At 61.8% G+C, this 16,728-nt stretch carries 13 protein-coding genes; all 13 read left to right on the top strand.

What is annotated here, in order from left to right:
• A partial coding sequence (locus tag WBK19_RS07375; RefSeq protein WP_511288363.1) for an electron transfer flavoprotein subunit alpha/FixB family protein occupies positions 1-455 on the top strand: 455 nt, incomplete at its 5' end.
• Between the two features lie 54 nt (positions 456-509).
• Positions 510-2,288, top strand: a complete 1,779-nt coding sequence (locus WBK19_RS07380) for an acyl-CoA dehydrogenase C-terminal domain-containing protein (protein ID WP_511288365.1) — start codon at positions 510-512, stop codon at positions 2,286-2,288.
• A 2-nt stretch (positions 2,289-2,290) separates the two neighbouring features.
• Positions 2,291-3,934, top strand: coding sequence for an electron transfer flavoprotein-ubiquinone oxidoreductase (locus WBK19_RS07385; protein WP_511288367.1), 1,644 nt, complete (start codon positions 2,291-2,293; stop codon positions 3,932-3,934).
• Between the two features lie 103 nt (positions 3,935-4,037).
• Entirely contained in the window at positions 4,038-4,352 is a 315-nt protein-coding gene (locus WBK19_RS07390; protein WP_511288369.1) for a DUF485 domain-containing protein, read from the top strand.
• On the top strand, positions 4,349-6,022 hold the full coding sequence (locus WBK19_RS07395; RefSeq protein WP_511288371.1) for a cation acetate symporter: 1,674 nt from the start codon (positions 4,349-4,351) through the stop codon (positions 6,020-6,022). The genes WBK19_RS07390 and WBK19_RS07395 overlap by 4 nt, the downstream gene beginning before the upstream one ends.
• Before the next feature lie 87 nt (positions 6,023-6,109).
• Positions 6,110-7,147, top strand: coding sequence for a PAS domain-containing sensor histidine kinase (locus WBK19_RS07400; protein ID WP_511288373.1), 1,038 nt, complete (start codon positions 6,110-6,112; stop codon positions 7,145-7,147).
• Complete coding sequence (locus WBK19_RS07405) at positions 7,144-7,776, top strand: response regulator (RefSeq protein WP_511288375.1); 633 nt, start codon at positions 7,144-7,146, stop codon at positions 7,774-7,776. Before WBK19_RS07400 ends, WBK19_RS07405 begins: the two co-directional genes overlap by 4 nt.
• Before the next feature lie 124 nt (positions 7,777-7,900).
• A complete protein-coding gene (locus WBK19_RS07410) occupies positions 7,901-9,538 on the top strand; it encodes a fatty acid--CoA ligase (protein ID WP_511288377.1) in 1,638 nt (545 codons plus the stop codon).
• Positions 9,539-9,562: 24 nt separating this feature from the next.
• On the top strand, positions 9,563-11,959 hold the full coding sequence (locus WBK19_RS07415; RefSeq protein WP_511288379.1) for a 3-hydroxyacyl-CoA dehydrogenase/enoyl-CoA hydratase family protein: 2,397 nt from the start codon (positions 9,563-9,565) through the stop codon (positions 11,957-11,959).
• A 17-nt stretch (positions 11,960-11,976) separates the two neighbouring features.
• Positions 11,977-13,176 (top strand): acetyl-CoA C-acyltransferase, encoded by a 1,200-nt coding sequence (locus tag WBK19_RS07420; protein ID WP_511288381.1) that lies wholly within the window; start codon positions 11,977-11,979, stop codon positions 13,174-13,176.
• 9 nt (positions 13,177-13,185) lie between these two features.
• Positions 13,186-13,389, top strand: a complete 204-nt coding sequence (locus WBK19_RS07425) for an acyl-CoA dehydrogenase family protein (protein ID WP_511288383.1) — start codon at positions 13,186-13,188, stop codon at positions 13,387-13,389.
• Entirely contained in the window at positions 13,386-13,640 is a 255-nt protein-coding gene (locus tag WBK19_RS07430; RefSeq protein WP_511288533.1) for an acyl-CoA dehydrogenase C-terminal domain-containing protein, read from the top strand. The genes WBK19_RS07425 and WBK19_RS07430 overlap by 4 nt, the downstream gene beginning before the upstream one ends.
• 159 nt (positions 13,641-13,799) lie before the next feature.
• The gene (locus WBK19_RS07435; protein WP_511288385.1) at positions 13,800-16,631 is read left to right on the top strand and encodes a cache domain-containing protein; all 2,832 of its coding nucleotides are present in this window, start codon (positions 13,800-13,802) and stop codon (positions 16,629-16,631) included.
• The last annotated feature ends 97 nt before the right edge of the window (positions 16,632-16,728 follow it).

Below are 16,728 nucleotides of genomic sequence, written 5' to 3' on the forward strand. Positions count from 1 at the left end.
ATGCGGCAAAAATCGAAAGCATCACTGCCGCTGCCGACACCGCCCAAAGCACGCTCACCAACCGCGAACTGACCAAGTCCGAACGTCCCGAACTTGGTGCCGCCAAGATCATCGTTTCCGGTGGTCGTGGTCTGGGCAGTGGCGAGAACTACCACAAGCTCCTTGAGCCGCTTGCCGACAAGCTCGGTGCGGCGCTCGGTGCATCCCGCGCCGCCGTCGATGCCGGCTTCGTCCCAAACGACTACCAGGTGGGTCAGACCGGCAAGATCGTTGCGCCGCAGCTTTACATCGCGGTCGGCATCTCCGGTGCCATCCAGCACCTGGCCGGCATGAAGGAGTCGAAAGTCATCGTCGCCATCAACAAGGATCCCGATGCACCGATCTTTCAGGTGGCGGATTACGGCCTCGTCGCGGATCTGTTCGAGAGCGTACCGACGCTGGTCGCTGCCATCTGATAAACCGTCCATTTCGCCCGTTCAGGCGGGCGCAGTAAATCAAAAGGAATCCCCATGAGCACCTATATCGCCCCGATTCGCGACATGCAGTTCGTCCTCAACGAAGTGGCCGGCCTCGAAGAAATCTGCGCCCTGCCCGGTAACGAGGAATGCACTGTCGATCTCGTCGAGTCCATCCTCGACGAAGCCTCCAAGTTCGCCACCGGCGTTCTCGACCCGATCAACAGCGTCGGCGACCGCACCGGCCACGTCTGCAAGGACGGCGTCGTCAAGACGGCGCCGGGCTTCAAGGAAGCCTACAAGTTGTTCGCCGAAACCGGCTGGAACTCCATGCCCTTCTCGCCGGAATTCGGCGGCCAGGGCCTGCCAGCTGTCGTTTCGATGGCTGTAAACGAAATGTGGAAGGGCGCCAACATGGCTTTCGGCCTGTGCCCGATGCTGACCGGCGGTGCCATCGAAGCCATCGCCCACCACGCGTCCGACGAACTCAAGCAAAAGTACCTGCCGAAGATGGTCGAAGGTACGTGGACCGGCACGATGAACCTGACCGAGCCGAACGCCGGTTCCGATCTCGCCGCCATTTCGTCCAAGGCCAAGGCCGTCGGCGACGGCACCTATCTGGTCAGCGGCACCAAGATATTCATCACCTGGGGCGAGCATGACGTCGCCGAGAACATCGTTCACCTCGTGCTGGCCCGTCTGCCGGATGCACCGCCGGGACTGAAAGGCATTTCGCTGTTCCTCGTGCCGAAGTTCCTGGTCAATGACGACGGTTCGCTCGGCAAGCGCAACGACCTGATCTGCGCTTCGATCGAACACAAGCTCGGCATCCACGGCAGCCCGACCGCTGTCATGTCCTACGGCGAGAACGAAGGGGCAGTCGGCTACCTGATCGGCGACGAGAACAAGGGCATCGGCTACATGTTCACGATGATGAACCACGCCCGCGTCAACGTCGGCCTGGAAGGCGTCGGCATCGCCGAGCGCGCCTACCAGCACGCGCTGTGGTACGCCCGCGAACGTGTTCAAGGCGCACCGGTTGGCGACAAGTCCGGCGTCAAGAAAACAATCCTGCATCACCCGGATGTCCGCCGCATGCTCATGGACGTCAAGTCGCGTACAGAAGCCATGCGCACGCTGGCCTACTACACGGCCGCCAACATTGACCGCGCCCATGCCGGCAATGCGGCAGCACAGTCCCGCGTCGATCTGCTGACCCCGGTGGTCAAGGGCTGGAGTACCGAGCAGGGCGTCGAGCTGACCTCGACCGCGCTGCAGGTCTTCGGTGGTGTCGGCTTCGTCGAGGAAACCGGTGCGGCGCAGTACTACCGCGATTCGCGCATCACGACCATCTACGAAGGCACGACGGCGATTCAGGCCAACGACCTGGTCGGCCGCAAGCTGGCCCGCGAAAAGACTCCTGGCGCTGCCATGCAGGCGCTGATCGCCGAAATGTCGGCCGATGCCGACGTCTTCGCGGCCAACGCCCAACTGGCCGGCATCGCTGCCCATTTGAAAAATGGCATCAAAGCCCTGTCGACCGCAGCAGACTGGATCGTTGCCAACTACGAGAGCAATCCGCAGGCCGTCCATGCGGGTTCCGTACCTTTCCTCAAGCTGACCGGCATCGTGGTCGGCGGCTGGCTCATGGCCAAGTCGGCAGCGATTGCCGTCAAGCACATCGCGGCCGGCACGACGGACGACTTCTATCAGGCCAAGCTGGCCACGGCGAACTATTTTGCCGCGCACCAGCTGCCGTTCGCCGCTGCCTACTCCGCCGAAATGACCGGCGGCGCAGAGTCGGTGTTCGCCTTGCCTGAAAACCTGTTCTGATCATGACCACGCGTACCGATCGCGATGCGATGGAATACGATGTCGTGATCATCGGCGGCGGCCCTTCGGGGCTGTCGTCGGCGATCCGCATCAAGCAACTGGCCGAGCAGGCCGGCAAGGAAGTTTCCGTCTGCCTGTTGGAAAAGGGCTCCGAAATCGGCGCCCACATCCTGTCCGGCGCTGTCCTTGAGCCGCATGCTCTGGCCGAACTTTTCCCCGACTGGCAGGAACGCGGCGCGCCGCTCAACACGCCGGCCGGTGAAGACAGGCTGTTGTTCCTGACGGAAGCGGGCACTTACAAACTGCCAACGCCGCCGCAGATGGGCAACCACGGCAACTACATCATCAGTCTGGGCAATCTGGCCCGCTGGCTCGGTGAGCAGGCCGAGGCGCTGGGCGTTGAAATTTACCCAGGCTTTGCCGCCGCCGAAGTGCTCTATCACGAGGATGGTTCGGTCAAGGGCGTCGCCACCGGCGACCTCGGCATCGGCAAGGATGGCCAGCCCGGCCATAACTTCCAGCCCGGCATGGAGTTGCACGCCAAACAGACCATCTTCGCTGAAGGCTGTCGTGGTTCGCTGACCAAGGAACTGTTCGCCAAGTTCAACCTGCGCGATGGCGTCGATCCGCAAACCTACGGCATCGGTATCAAGGAGCTTTGGGAAATCGATCCGGCCAAACACCAGCCGGGGCTGATCGTGCATACCGTTGGCTGGCCCTTGGCCTCGGATACCTATGGCGGTTCCTTCCTCTATCACCTGGAAAACAACCTCGTCGCCATCGGCATGGTTGTCGGTCTCGATTACAAGAATCCGTGGCTGTCGCCCTACGAGGAATTCCAGCGTTACAAGACGCACCCGGCCATTCGTGGTTTCTTCGAAGGTGGTCGGCGCATTTCCTACGGCGCCCGCGCGCTGTCGGAAGGCGGCTACCAGTCGGTTCCCAAGCTGACCTTCCCGGGCGGCCTGTTGATCGGCGACACGGCCGGCTTCCTCAACGTGCCCAAGATCAAGGGCACGCACATGGCGATGAAATCGGGCATGGTCGCCGCCGAAGCCGTCTTCGAGCATCTCGCCAAGGACAACGCTGGGACGGAAGCCACCGAGTACGCCGAGCAGATCAAGAAATCGTGGTTGTGGGACGAGCTCTATCAGGTCCGCAACATCCGTCCTGCCTTCAAGTGGGGCCTATGGGGCGCGCTGGCTTACGGCGCCATCGACACCTATGTCTTCAAGGGCAAGGCGCCGTGGACCCTGCATCACCACGACGACCACACCCAGCTTGGCGACAAAAACAGCCATCCGAAGATTGCCTATCCGAAGCCGGATGGGCAGCTGACCTTTGATCGCCTGTCCTCAGTCTTCCTCTCGGCCACCAACCACGAGGAAAACCAGCAGACGCACCTGCGCCTCAAGGATGAAAGCGTCGCCATCAGCGTCAATTACGCCAAGTACGGCTCGCCGGAAACGCGTTATTGCCCGGCCGGCGTATACGAAATCCTCGGCGAGGATGAAGGCAAGCCGCGCCTGCAGATCAACGGGCAGAACTGCCTGCATTGCAAGACCTGCGATATCAAGGACCCGACCCAGAACATCAACTGGACGGTGCCGGAAGGTGGCGGTGGGCCGAACTATCCAAACATGTAGTTCAAATTGAGCCGACCGGGAAAATTCCACGGTCGACCGGAAAAACATGAAAACCCGAGAACAGCGCAGCAACACAAATTTATCGGAGTTTCCAGGAGGTCTTATGTCACAACCCAATATCCAGGCGAAGATTCGGAGCAATCCGCGATTCGCCGAACTGGTCGGCAAGCGCACGCGCTTCGCCATCATTCTGTCGCTCGTCGTGCTCGTGCCTTACTACACGTTCATGCTGCTGGTTTCGCTGCAGCCGCAACTCTTCGCGGCCAAGATCGGCGAAGGCAGCGTCATCACCATCGGCTGGCCCATCGCCGCCCTGATCGTGCTCGGCGGCTGGCTGCTGACTGGTGTTTACGTCAACCGCGCCAATGGCGAGTTCGACGAAATCACTGCTGAAGTGCTCAAGGAGGCCAGCAAATGAAACGTTCCCTCACCGCATTGTTCGCCGGCAGCCTGCTCGCCGTTTCCTTCGCCGTCTTTGCCGGCCCGGGCGCCATCGAAGGCGTCGAGAAGCAACCGATCAACGTCAGCGCCATCGCCATGTTCATGGTCTTCGTGCTGGCAACGCTCGGCATCACCAAGTGGGCGGCCGGCAAGACGAAGTCGACGGCTGACTTCTACACGGCTGGTGGCGGCATCACCGGCTTCCAGAACGGCCTGGCCATCGCCGGTGACTACATGTCGGCGGCGACCCTGCTCGGTCTGACCTCGATGGTCTATTTCAAGGGCTACGACGGTTTCATCTACGCCGTCTGCTTCTTCATCGGCTGGCCGATCATCCTCTTCCTGATGGCTGAACGCCTGCGCAATCTCGGTAAATTCACCTTTGCCGACATCGCCTCCTACCGTCTCGACCAGAACCGCATCCGTACCTTTGCGGCGATCGGTTCGCTGACTGTCGTCTGCTTCTACCTGATCGTCCAGATGGTTGGTGCCGGCCAGTTGATCCAGTTGCTCTTCGGCCTGGAATACAACTATGCCGTGGTGGTCGTCGGCCTGCTCATGATGGTCTATGTCACCTTCGGCGGCATGACGGCAACGACCTGGGTGCAGATCATCAAGGCCTGCCTGTTGCTCGGTGGCGGCATCACGCTCATGCTGCTGACCCTGGCGCAATTCGGCTGGTCCTTCGAGAACCTGTTCACCAAGGCTATCGAATCGCACAAGATGGGCGAAAAGCTCATGGTTCCGGGCTCGTTGATGGCTGACCCGATCTCGGCTCTGTCACTGTCGCTCGGTCTGCTCTTCGGTACTGCCGGCCTGCCGCACATCATGATGCGTTTCTTCACCGTGCCGAACGCCAAGGAAGCCCGCAAGTCGGTCTTCTACGCCACCGGCTTCATCGGTCTGTTCTTCCTCGTCACGATGATCCTCGGCGCCGCTGCGATCACCATCGTCGGCACCAACCCGGCCTACTTCGAAGGTGGCATCGTCGGCGGCAAGCTGATCGGTGGCGGCAACATGCCGGTCATGCATCTGGCCAAGGCTGTTGGCGGTGACGTTTTCCTCGGCTTCCTGTCGGCCGTCGCCTTCGCCACCATCCTGGCCGTCGTTTCCGGTCTGGCTCTGGCTGGCGCTTCCGCCATCTCGCATGATCTGTACGCCCGCGTCATCAAGAAAGGCACGGCAACCAGTGCGCAGGAAATGAAGGTTACCCGCTTCGCTTCCGTTGGCCTCGGCATCACCGCCATCCTGCTCGGCATCGCTTTCAAGGATCAGAACGTGCTGTTCCTCGTCGCGCTGGCTTTCGGTGTCGCATCGTCGGTCAATTTCCCGATCCTCATCCTGTCCATGTACTGGAAGGGCCTGACGACGCGTGGCGCGCTGTGGGGCGGCATTGCCGGTCTGGTTTCCTCGGTCGGCCTGGTTGTCCTGTCGCCGACCGTGTGGGTCAAGATCCTCGGCAACAAGGCCGCCATCTTCCCGTACGACCACCCGGCCATCGTTTCGATGACGCTCGCCTTCTTCGTCACCTGGCTGCTTTCGGTGACCGACAAGAGCGCCCGCGCGGCCAAGGAAAAGGAAGCCTACGAAGAGCAGTACATCCGTGCCCAGACAGGGCTCGGTGCTTCGGGTGCGCACGCGCACTAAGTCACTCTGCGGGTGAGATACGGGAGAACAGTGCCCGCCGTCTCATTCTTTACAGGGGCCTTCGGGCCCCTTTTTTTTGGAGTTGGCATGAATCCGGATATCGATATTCCCTTTCGCGGCATCGTAGAGCAATCCCTGGCCGGCATGTATGTCATTCAGGATGAAGTCTTCCAGTATGTGAACGCGACCTTTGCCGGCATGCTGGGCTATACGCCGGAAGAAATGACCGGCATGCATCTTCGCCAGGCGGTCGTTCTGGAAATGCAGGAAGCGACCATCGCCAATTTCCATCGCCGGATCAGTGGCGAAGAGCCCAGCATCCGTTACACAACCATCGGTCGGCACCGGACTGGCGAGTCGGTGCACCTTGAGGTGCATGGTTCGAGCGTGTTGTTTCGCGGACGACCGGCGGTGGTTGGCGTCGGCATCAACATCACCGACCAGTTGCAGCAACAGGAAGCGCTGCGCCTGTCGCGCGAGCGCCTGCGGGAACTGGCGGCGTACATCAACACGGCACGCGAGGAACAACGGGCACGCATCGCCCGCGAACTGCACGATGTGGTGGGGGGCATGCTGACTTCAATGAAGCTCGATATTCACCGGATCAATCGGCGTATCGATGATCCTGAGCTCCTGGAAATCACCGCCGATCTCTCGCAATTGGTTCAGGAGAGCATCGATACCGTGCGCACCATTTCGGAAGACCTGCGCCCGGGCGTGCTGGATCATCTCGACCTGCTGGCCGCCTTGCAAAGCGCCCTGCGCGAGTTTGCCGAACGGACCGAGATAGCGTGTGAACTCGATGCCGACAAGTTCGCCGTGTGCCTGTCGCAGCCTCGCGAAACGGCCGCCTATCGGATTTGCCAGGAAGCGCTGACCAATATCGCTCGTCACGCCCAGGCCACACGGGTGGTCGTTCGCGTCAGAGTGGCCGATGCTTGCCTGCATATGGAAATCGAAGACAACGGTCGCGGCATGCCAAGCCCGACGCCGACTGGCAAGAGCATTGGCCTGGTCAGCATGGCCGAAAGGGCAAGGGAGTTTGGCGGGCAACTGTCGCTACTGCCGAATGCCGCAGGAGGCACATGCCTGCAGGTCGTGATTCCGCTGGAGGATGCAGCATGATCGAAATCCTGATGGCCGATGACCATGCGATTTTTCGCAGTGGCGTTCGTCGCCTGTTGTCGGACGAGCCGGACATGCGCATCGTCGCCGAGGCCGCGAACGGGCAGGAAGCACTGGAGTGCCTGCGCCAGCGAACATTCGGACTGGTCCTGCTCGACGTCAATATGGGCGGCCGCAGCGGCCTTGATACCCTGCGCCGCATCCATGCTGAATGGCCCGCCCAGCCGGTCATTCTGCTCTCGATGTACCCGGAAGCGCAGTACGCCCCGATTGCCCTGCAGGCGGGCGCGCACGGGTATCTTTCAAAGGATCGTGACGCTGCCGAACTGGTTGCCGTCATCCGCATCGCCGCCGGTGGTGGCTACTACCTGCCACCGGGCATGGCACCGGGAAACCTGCTGCGTGGTTCCACCGCCGACGCGCCGCCTGCCTGGAAGCGCCTCACCGAAAGGGAGTGGCATATCCTGCGTCTGATCGTCAAAGGTGTTTCGCTGACCGACATCGGCGAAGAATTGTGCCTGAGCGTCAAGACCGTCAGTACCTATCGCGGGCGTGTGCTGGAAAAGCTCGGCTTGCACAGCAATGCCGATTTGGTGCGCTATTGCCTCGAACATGGCATCAGCGAATGAATGAATAGCCCGCCCGACTGCAATATCAGAATTTTCTGACAGCGAAGATGGAAATATCCGGCAGGAATTGACCGCCAGGCGGCCTACGCTCCTTGTTCTAAGCCAACAACAAGGAGACAAAAGAATGCCGTTCGAGCCTATCGTCACGACCCCGTCGGCCTACGCCTATCCGCTGCTGATCAAGCAACTGCTGCATTCGGCCCGCGCCACGGCGGGCGAGCAGGAAATCGTCTATCGCGACCAGTCCCGCTACAGCTATCGCCAGTTCTTCGAGCGTATTTCCCGCCTGGCCAATGCGCTGTCCGGGCTCGGCGTCGGTCCGGGCAGCACGGTGGCGGTCATGGACTGGGACAGCCATCGCTATCTGGAAGCCTTCTTTGGCGTGCCGATGATGGGTGCGGTGCTGCAAACGGTGAATGTGCGCCTGTCGCCGGAGCAGATCTTGTACACGCTGAATCACGCCAAGGCTGACATTGTTGCGGTCAACGTCGAATTCATCCCGATTCTGGCGATCATCAAGGATCAGCTCGAGACGGTGAAGAAGTTCATCCTGATCACCGACGATGGCGCGACGATGAGCAGCTTCAAGGTGCCCTACGCCGGCGAGTACGAAGCCCTGCTGGCGGCGGCGCCGAGCAGCTACGACTTCGCTGATTTCGACGAAAACACCCGCGCCACGACCTTCTACACCACCGGCACCACTGGTCTGCCGAAGGGCGTCTATTTCAGCCATCGGCAACTCGTGCTGCACACGCTCGGCGTCGCGACAGCCCTCGGCACGGCTGCCGGCCAGGGGCGACTGCATCGCGACGACGTCTATATGCCGATCACGCCGATGTTCCACGTGCACGCCTGGGGCATACCGTACGTCGCCACCATGCTCGGGCTGAAGCAGGTCTATCCCGGCCGCTACACGCCGGACATGCTGTTGCAGCTGATAGCCAAGGAAAGCGTGACCTTCTCGCATTGCGTCCCGACGATCCTGCACATGCTGTTGAGCAACAAGGCCGGCGAGAACATCGACCTGTCGCGCTGCAAGATGATCATCGGTGGCGCCGCCTTCCCCAAGGGCCTGGCTGCGGCCGCGCTGGCCCGCGGAATGGACGTCTTCACCGGCTACGGCATGTCGGAAACCTGCCCGATACTGACCATCGCGCATGTCCGCGAGGAGCTGCCGGATGCCGAGGCCGAGGCGACCGAACGCATCAAGACCGGCTACACCATTCCGCTCGTCGATCTGCATACGGTCGATGCCGAAATGCTCGATGTCGAGCGCGACGGCAAGGCGACCGGCGAGATCGTCGTGCGCGCCCCGTGGCTGACCCAGGGCTACCTGCACAACCCGGACGCCTCGGAAGACCTGTGGGCCGGCAGCTACCTGCACACCGGCGACATCGGCACCCTCGATCCGCGCGGCATGCTGACCGTCACCGACCGCCTGAAGGACGTCATCAAGACCGGGGGCGAATGGGTGTCCTCGCTCGAACTGGAGAGCGTCATTTCGCAGCATCCGGCGGTCAATGAAGTCGCCGTCATCGGCATCAAGGACGACAAGTGGGGCGAGCGGCCGCTGGCCATGATCGTCCTGCGCGCCGAACACACGGCGACGGTCGACGACATCAAGCAGCATGTCCTGCGCTTTGCCGAGGAAGGCCATATTTCCAAATTTGCCGTGCCCGAGCAGGTTCGTTTTGTCGACAGCCTGAGCCGGACCAGCGTCGGCAAGCTCAACAAGAAGGCCATGCGTGAGCAACTGGCCTGATAACGTGATTCAGGAGAATCAGCAATGAAACTAGTCGTCAATAGAGCGGCCGTTCTCGGTGCTGGCGTCATGGGAGCGCAGATTGCCGCCCACCTCGCCAACGCCAACGTGCCGGTGGTGCTGTTCGACCTCCCGGCCAAGGAAGGTGACAAGAACGGCATCGTCAAGAAGGCGCTCGATGGCCTGAAGCGTCTGCAACCGTCGCCACTGGTGACGCGCGACAAGCTGCAGTACATTGACGCCGCCAATTACGAGGAACATCTGGAACTGCTCTCCGGCTGCGATCTGGTCATCGAAGCCATCGCCGAGCGGATGGACTGGAAGAACGATCTTTATTCCAAAATTGCCCCGTTTTTGCCGTCGACCGCCATCATCGCCTCCAACACCTCCGGCCTGTCGATCAACGCGCTGGCCGAAGGCCTGCCGGAGGCGCTGCGTCCGAACTTCTGCGGCATCCACTTCTTCAACCCGCCGCGCTACATGCCGCTGGTCGAAATCATCGCCACCCGCAGCACCGATCCGGCCGCCCTCGACAATCTCGAAACCTGGCTGACCTCGCGCCTCGGCAAGGGCGTTGTCCGTGCCCTCGATACGCCGAACTTCGTCGCCAATCGCATCGGCGTCTTCTCGATTCTCGCGGTCATGCATCACACGGCTGCCTTCGGCCTCGGCCTGGATACCGTCGACGGCCTGACCGGTCCGAAGATCGGGCGTCCGAAGAGCGCCACCTTCCGGACCGGCGATGTCGTCGGTCTCGACACCCTGGCCCATGTCGTCAAGACCATGCGCGACACCCTGCCGGGCGATCCCTGGCATGGCCACTTCAATGTCCCGGCCTGGCTTGATGACTTGATCGCCAAGGGGGTGCTCGGCCAGAAAACCAAGGGCGGCATCTTCCGCAAGCTGGGCAAGACCATTCAGGTGTTCGATCCGGCCAGCGGCGATTACCGCGACAGCGACGACAGCCTGGCGCCGGAAGTCGACGCCATGCTCAAGATGAGCGACCCGGCGGCCCGCCTGAGCGCCTTGCGCACCTCACACCATCCGCAGGCCCAATTCCTGTGGTCCATCTTCCGCGACCTGTTCCACTATTGCGCCGTGCAACTCGAAAATGTTGCCGACAATGCGCGCGATGTCGATTTCGCACTGCGCTGGGGCTTCGGTTGGGCGCAGGGGCCGTTCGAACTGTGGCAGGCCGCCGGCTGGGCCGAAACGGCACAGGCGATTGCCGCCGACATCGCCGCCGGCAAGGCCATGAGCAGCGTGCCGCTGCCGGCCTGGGTGATGGCCAAGGAGCGCACAGGTGTGCACGGCCCGGCCGGATCGTGGTCCGCCAGCCGCCAGGACAATGTGCCGCGCTCGACCCTGCCGGTCTATGGCCGTCAGCTCTTCCCGGAATTGTTGCTGGGTGAAACCCTGGCCCAGCCGGAGAGCAGCGGCCAAACCCTGTTCGAGAACGACGGTGTCCGTTTGTGGACGCTGCCGACGGTCGACGCCGGCATTGGCATCATTTCCTTCAAGTCGAAGATGCACGCCATCGGCGACGAAGTCCTCGACGGCGTACTGGCTGCACTCAAGCAGGCAGCCGGCAGTCTCGATGGCCTGGTCATCTGGCACGACGCGCCGTTTGCCGTCGGCGCCAATCTCAAGCAGATCAACGATGCCTGCGTGGCCGGTGATTTCGATCGTCTTGAACAGACGGTCGCCAAGTTCCAGCAGGCGACGATGGCAATCAAGTATGGGCAACTGCCGGTGGTGGCTGCCGTGCAAGGCATGGCGCTCGGTGGTGGTTGCGAGTTCGCCATGCACGCCGCCAAGCGTGTGCTGGCGCTGGAAAGCTATCTCGGTCTGGTCGAAGTCGGCGTCGGGCTGATCCCGGCCGGCGGCGGCTGCAAGGAACTGGCGCTGCGCGCGGCCCGTTGGGCGGCACAGTCCGGCACTTCGGGCGAAGTACTCGGCAACCTGTCGCCAACCTTCATGACCGTGGCCATGGGCAAGACCAGCAAGAGCGCCCATGAAGCAATCGATCTCGGTTTCGGCAAGCCGAGCGACACGATCCTGTTTAATGCCCGCGAACTCTTGTTCGTCGCCCTCAAGGAAGCCCGCCTACTGGCCGATGCCGGTTATGCCCCGCCGGTCCCGGCGCGCGGCGTACCGGTGGCCGGTCGGGCCGGCATCGCCAGCATGGAGATGACGCTGATCAACATGCGCGAAGGCGGCATGATTTCGGCCCACGACTACCGCGTCTCCCGTGCCGTGGCCGTTGCCCTGTGCGGCGGCGAAGTCGAATACGGCAGCCTGGTTGACGAAGCCTGGCTGCTGGCCGTCGAACGCCGGCAATTCCTCGAACTCCTCAAAACCCCGGAAACCCAGGCACGCATCAAGCACATGCTGGACACCGGCAAACCCCTGCGTAACTGAGACGGCGGAGACAGAAAATGAACAAACAGATTCAGGACGCCTATATCGTCGCCGTGACCCGCACCCCGGTCGCCAAGCGCAAGGGCATGTATCGCAACGTGCGGCCGGACGACCTGCTCGCCCACGTCCTCAAGAGCGTCATGGCACAGGCACCGGGGCTCGACCCGGCGCTGATCGGCGACGTGATCGTCGGTTGCGCCATGCCGGAAGCCGAGCAAGGCATGAACGTCGCCCGCATCGGCGTCTTGCTGGCCGGACTGCCGAACAACGTGCCGGGCATCACCATCAACCGCTTCTGCTCATCCGGTTCGCAGGCGGTGGCCGATGCGGCCAACCAGATCCGCCTCGGCCAGGCCGACGTGATGATCGCGGCCGGCACCGAGTCGATGACGGTGATGACCAACATGATGGGCAACAAGGTGGTGGTCAATCCCGCTGTGTTCGCCAACGACGAGCAGCGTGCCATCGCCTTCGGTATGGGCCTGACCGCTGAGAAGGTGGCGCAGCAGTGGCATATCAGCCGCGAAGAACAGGATGCCTTCGCCTACGCCTCGCACCAGAAGGCTTGCGCGGCGATCGTGGCCGGGCATTTCCAGGCCGAGATCACGCCGTATTTGATCAACGAGTATCTGCCCGATCTGAAAACCGGAGAGGTCAAGCATCGCCAGCATCTGGCCGAGAACGATGAAGGTGCGCGCGCCGATGTGACGCAGCAGAGTCTGGCCAAGCTGAAGCCAGTCTTCCACGCCAAGGGCTCGGTGACGCCCGGCAACGCCTCGCAGATGTCGGATGGTGCGGCGGCGGTGTTGCTGGTTTCGGAGAAAATCCTCAAGCAGTTCAATCTGGTGCCCTTGGCCCGCTTCTGCAGCTTTGCCGTGGCTGGCGTGCCGCCGGAAATCATGGGGATCGGCCCGGTCGCGGCGATTCCCAAGGCGCTCAAGCTGGCCGGCATCGCCGAACATCAGCTGGACTGGATCGAACTCAACGAGGCCTTTGCCGCACAGGCGCTGGCCGTGTTGAAGGATGTGCCGCTCGACCCGACCAAGATTAACCCGCTCGGCGGCGCTATCGCGCTCGGCCACCCGCTCGGGGCAACCGGTGCCATCCGCACCGCCACGCTGGTGCATGGCCTGCAGCGCACCGGCGGCAAGTTTGGCATGGTCAGCATGTGCATCGGCACCGGCATGGGTGCCGCCGGCATCTTCGAGCGGCTGTAAGGCGGCGGCATGGGCTTCATCGAAGAAACCGGTGCCGCCCAGTTCTGGCGCGATGCGCGAATCACTACGATCTACGAAGGAACAACCGGAATCCAGGCGAATGATCTGATTTTCCGCGAATTGCTGCGTGACCGGGTGCCACGGCGCAGAGACTGTTTGCCGGTATTGAAACAACGGTGGCAAAGCTGCTCGGTCATGTCGATATGTCGATGAAGGTAGTCGGCCTGAGTCTGCAGGAGGGGTTTGCGAGATGGCGCGAGGTGAGCAATCGCCTCCTGCCCGCCGTCAAAAACCATCCCGAAGGCGTCCTGGCCGCTGCCGTGCCCAATCTCGGTCTGGCGGTTATCGTCAGCAACGGCTGGTTGATGGGGCGTTCTGCGCTCGCCGTGCAAGATCGGTTGGCGGCCGGCGACGGCGCCTTTGCCGTTAGGGCGCTGGCCTGCATCGGGCTAAACGGATACTGAACGTCGTCTTGCGTGTGAGGCTTCTGTTTCTAGCGGCAGTTGTCTCATTTTTCAGGGGCCTTCGGGCCCCTTTTTTTGACTTCAAAATTGAGCATTTTTTCCGGTTGGCCGTGGCGTTTTTCAATTTTTGCGAGGTCTATTACTTTTGGCAGCGCTACAATGAAAAGCAAGTCTCCGTTTGAGGGGCGTGAGGAGAAGATGCCGTTCATTGCCAACGAAAAGTCGGTGCCGAGGATTCACCTGATCGGCAGTATCGCCATGGTCCTGTTCTTGACCGTGGCGCTGGCGGCTTTCTTCACCTGGCAAAACCTCTCCGAACGCCGTGATTCGTTTGCCCGCATCGAGCAGGGCGTCACCGCTCAACTGAAGGCACGCGTCACGACGGAAATGGAGCGCTCGCTCGAATACATCGAATTCGCCCGTGCCCGCAGCGAAACGGTATTGCGCCAGAGCCTCGCCCAGCAAGTCGATACCGCCCTCCAGATCGCCCAGGCCATCTACGACCGCGAATCACCGCGGCGCCCTGCCGCGGAAGTGAAGCGCCTGATCATCGAAGCACTGCGCCCCGTGCGCTTCTACGAAGGGCGTGGCTACTACTTCATCGACGATATGGACGGCCAGTTCATCTTGCTGCCCACCGCGCCGCAGCTTGAAGGCAAGACCATCCTCGACAACCAGGACGACACCGGGCATTTCATCATGCGTGGCCTGATCGAAGCCGCCGGCAAGCCGGATGGCCAAGGTTTCTCGCGCTACCGCTGGTACACGCCGGACGACCCGAAAAAAATGTCGGACAAGCTCGCCTATGTTCGCCGCTTTGCGCCGTATGACTGGCTGATCGGTACCGGTGACTACACCTACAAATGGGACCAGTTGCAGCAACAGGAGGCGATTGAGCGGCTGCGCTCGGTGCGTTTCGGGGCGACGGGCTACATCGCCGTGATCGGCCGCGATGGTCGTCCGCTCATCTCACCGTCGAAAAAGATTCAGGAAGGCCTGCCGCCCGAATCCCTGCCGGCGATAGAGCGGGTGGCGCGCGATGTCCTGATCGACAAGGCGATTGCCGGCGGCGGTTTTGTCAATTACGAATGGCCGCACCCGCAAACCGGCAAAGCGGCGACCAAAACGGCGCTGGTGAACCGTGTCGAGCCCTGGGGCTGGGTGGTCGTCGCCACCGTGTTCAACGATGAATTCCAGAGTGCTCTAGATGCCGAAAGGGATGTTTACGAAGCCGGGTCAGACCAACGCTCACTGAAGTTGCTGCTCGTCGTGCTCGGTGCGCTGGGCATTGCGCTAGCAGGTTCGCTGTTCTTCTCCCGCTGGTCGAAGCGTCTCTTTGCCGACTACCATCAGCAGAATCTTGCCCAGCAGAATGCGCTGCAGGCCAGCGAGCAGAAACTGGCGACCATTCTCGACAGCGTCGAGGCCTATATTTACATCAAGGACGTCGATTATCGCTATCTCTACGCCAATCGTCCGGTTCGTGATTTGTTCGGCAAGCCGATGGCGGACATTGTCGGGCACGCGGATTCTGCTTTCTTCGATGCCAAAACCGCCGACAACCTCCGGTCCAATGACCGCCGCGTGCTCGAGCAAGGTGAGCGGGTAGCTGACGAAGAGATCAATACCAGCCGCGATGGCACGCTGACCAGCGCCTACGCCTCGGTCAAGCTGCCGCTGCGCGATGCCGAGGGCAGAATCTATGCCCTGTGCGGCATTTCGACCGACATTACCGCCCGCAAGCAGAGCGAAGCCGAGCTGGAACAGTATCGCCACCACCTCGAAGCCCTGGTTGCTTCGCGCACGGCGGAGCTGGCCGAGGCCAAGGATGCTGCCGAGGCGGCGAGTCGGGCGAAGAGCACCTTCCTGGCCAACATGAGCCACGAGATCCGGACGCCGATGAATGCCATCCTCGGCCTGGCGCATCTGCTGCGCAAGGATGCCAGCGCGCCGAAGGCAATCGATCAGCTCGCCAAACTGACCGAATCGGCCCGGCATCTGCTCGGCATCATCAACAACATTCTCGATTTTTCGAAAATCGAGGCCGGCAAATTTGCCCTCAGCGTTGGTGATTTTTCGCCGGCCCAGGTCGTTGAATACAGCCTGAGCATGCTCGCCGAGCGGGCCGCTGCCAAGGGTCTGCAACTGGTCAACTCGGTCCATCCGGCGGTGCCGCCGATGTTGTTCGGCGATGCCCTGCGCCTTGAGCAATGTCTGCTCAATTACCTGGGCAACGCCATCAAATTTTCCGAATCGGGAACGATTTCCGTCCGTGCTACGGTCACTGAAGACACCGGCGACTCGGTGCTGCTGCGTCTGGAGGTTTCCGATCAGGGCGTCGGGATTTCAGCCGAGCAATGTGCCACCCTGTTCAGCCCCTTCACCCAGGCCGACGATACCATGACGCGTCGCTTTGGCGGCACCGGCCTGGGCCTCGCCATCAGCCGTCAATTGGCCCACATGATGGGTGGTGACGTTGGCGTCGACAGCGAACCGGGCGTCGGCAGCACTTTCTGGATGACGGCGCGTTTGCCCAGGGTGGCCAGCCAGCCGGCCGCCTCGGCGCCGGCCGAGCCGGCACCGGCCATGCCCGAGGCGCTCATCGCCCAACGCTTTGCCGGCGCCCGGATATTGCTGGTCGAAGACGACCTGATCTGTCGTGAAGTGGCGCTCGAGTTGCTGTCGATCGCCGACCTGAGCGTTGATGTCGCCGAAAATGGTGAGCAGGCGCTGGCCTGCGTTCAGGCCAGCGATTACGCCGTGGTCCTGATGGACATGCAGATGCCGGTGATGGGCGGCCTCGAGGCGACGCGCGCGATTCGCGCCATGCCCGGCAAGGCGGCGATGCCGATTCTGGCGATGACGGCCAATGCCTTCGAGGAGGATCGTCACGAGTGCCTGCAGGCCGGCATGAACGACCATATCGGCAAGCCGGTCGATCCGGATGTGCTCTTCCTGACCCTGCTCAAGTGGCTGGAGAAGGGTGGTTGATCGGCCTGGAGATTTGATTTTTTGCCCTTTTTTCGGGTTGACCGTGGAAACAGTGATGTGCCGGAAGGATCGCCCCCAAGGCGGAACGAAGCATTAG

Origin of the sequence: Azonexus sp., assembly GCF_049652925.1 — a bacterium.
In the GTDB taxonomy this organism is placed as follows: domain Bacteria; phylum Pseudomonadota; class Gammaproteobacteria; order Burkholderiales; family Rhodocyclaceae; genus Azonexus.

Coding starts and splice junctions, on each gene's coding strand:
- WBK19_RS07380 (WP_511288365.1), top strand. CDS start 510: ATGAGCACCTATATCGCCCCGATTCGCGACATGCAGTTCGTCCTCAAC.
- WBK19_RS07385 (WP_511288367.1), top strand. CDS start 2,291: ATGACCACGCGTACCGATCGCGATGCGATGGAATACGATGTCGTGATC.
- WBK19_RS07390 (WP_511288369.1), top strand. CDS start 4,038: ATGTCACAACCCAATATCCAGGCGAAGATTCGGAGCAATCCGCGATTC.
- WBK19_RS07395 (WP_511288371.1), top strand. CDS start 4,349: ATGAAACGTTCCCTCACCGCATTGTTCGCCGGCAGCCTGCTCGCCGTT.
- WBK19_RS07400 (WP_511288373.1), top strand. CDS start 6,110: ATGAATCCGGATATCGATATTCCCTTTCGCGGCATCGTAGAGCAATCC.
- WBK19_RS07405 (WP_511288375.1), top strand. CDS start 7,144: ATGATCGAAATCCTGATGGCCGATGACCATGCGATTTTTCGCAGTGGC.
- WBK19_RS07410 (WP_511288377.1), top strand. CDS start 7,901: ATGCCGTTCGAGCCTATCGTCACGACCCCGTCGGCCTACGCCTATCCG.
- WBK19_RS07415 (WP_511288379.1), top strand. CDS start 9,563: ATGAAACTAGTCGTCAATAGAGCGGCCGTTCTCGGTGCTGGCGTCATG.
- WBK19_RS07420 (WP_511288381.1), top strand. CDS start 11,977: ATGAACAAACAGATTCAGGACGCCTATATCGTCGCCGTGACCCGCACC.
- WBK19_RS07425 (WP_511288383.1), top strand. CDS start 13,186: ATGGGCTTCATCGAAGAAACCGGTGCCGCCCAGTTCTGGCGCGATGCG.
- WBK19_RS07430 (WP_511288533.1), top strand. CDS start 13,386: ATGAAGGTAGTCGGCCTGAGTCTGCAGGAGGGGTTTGCGAGATGGCGC.
- WBK19_RS07435 (WP_511288385.1), top strand. CDS start 13,800: ATGAAAAGCAAGTCTCCGTTTGAGGGGCGTGAGGAGAAGATGCCGTTC.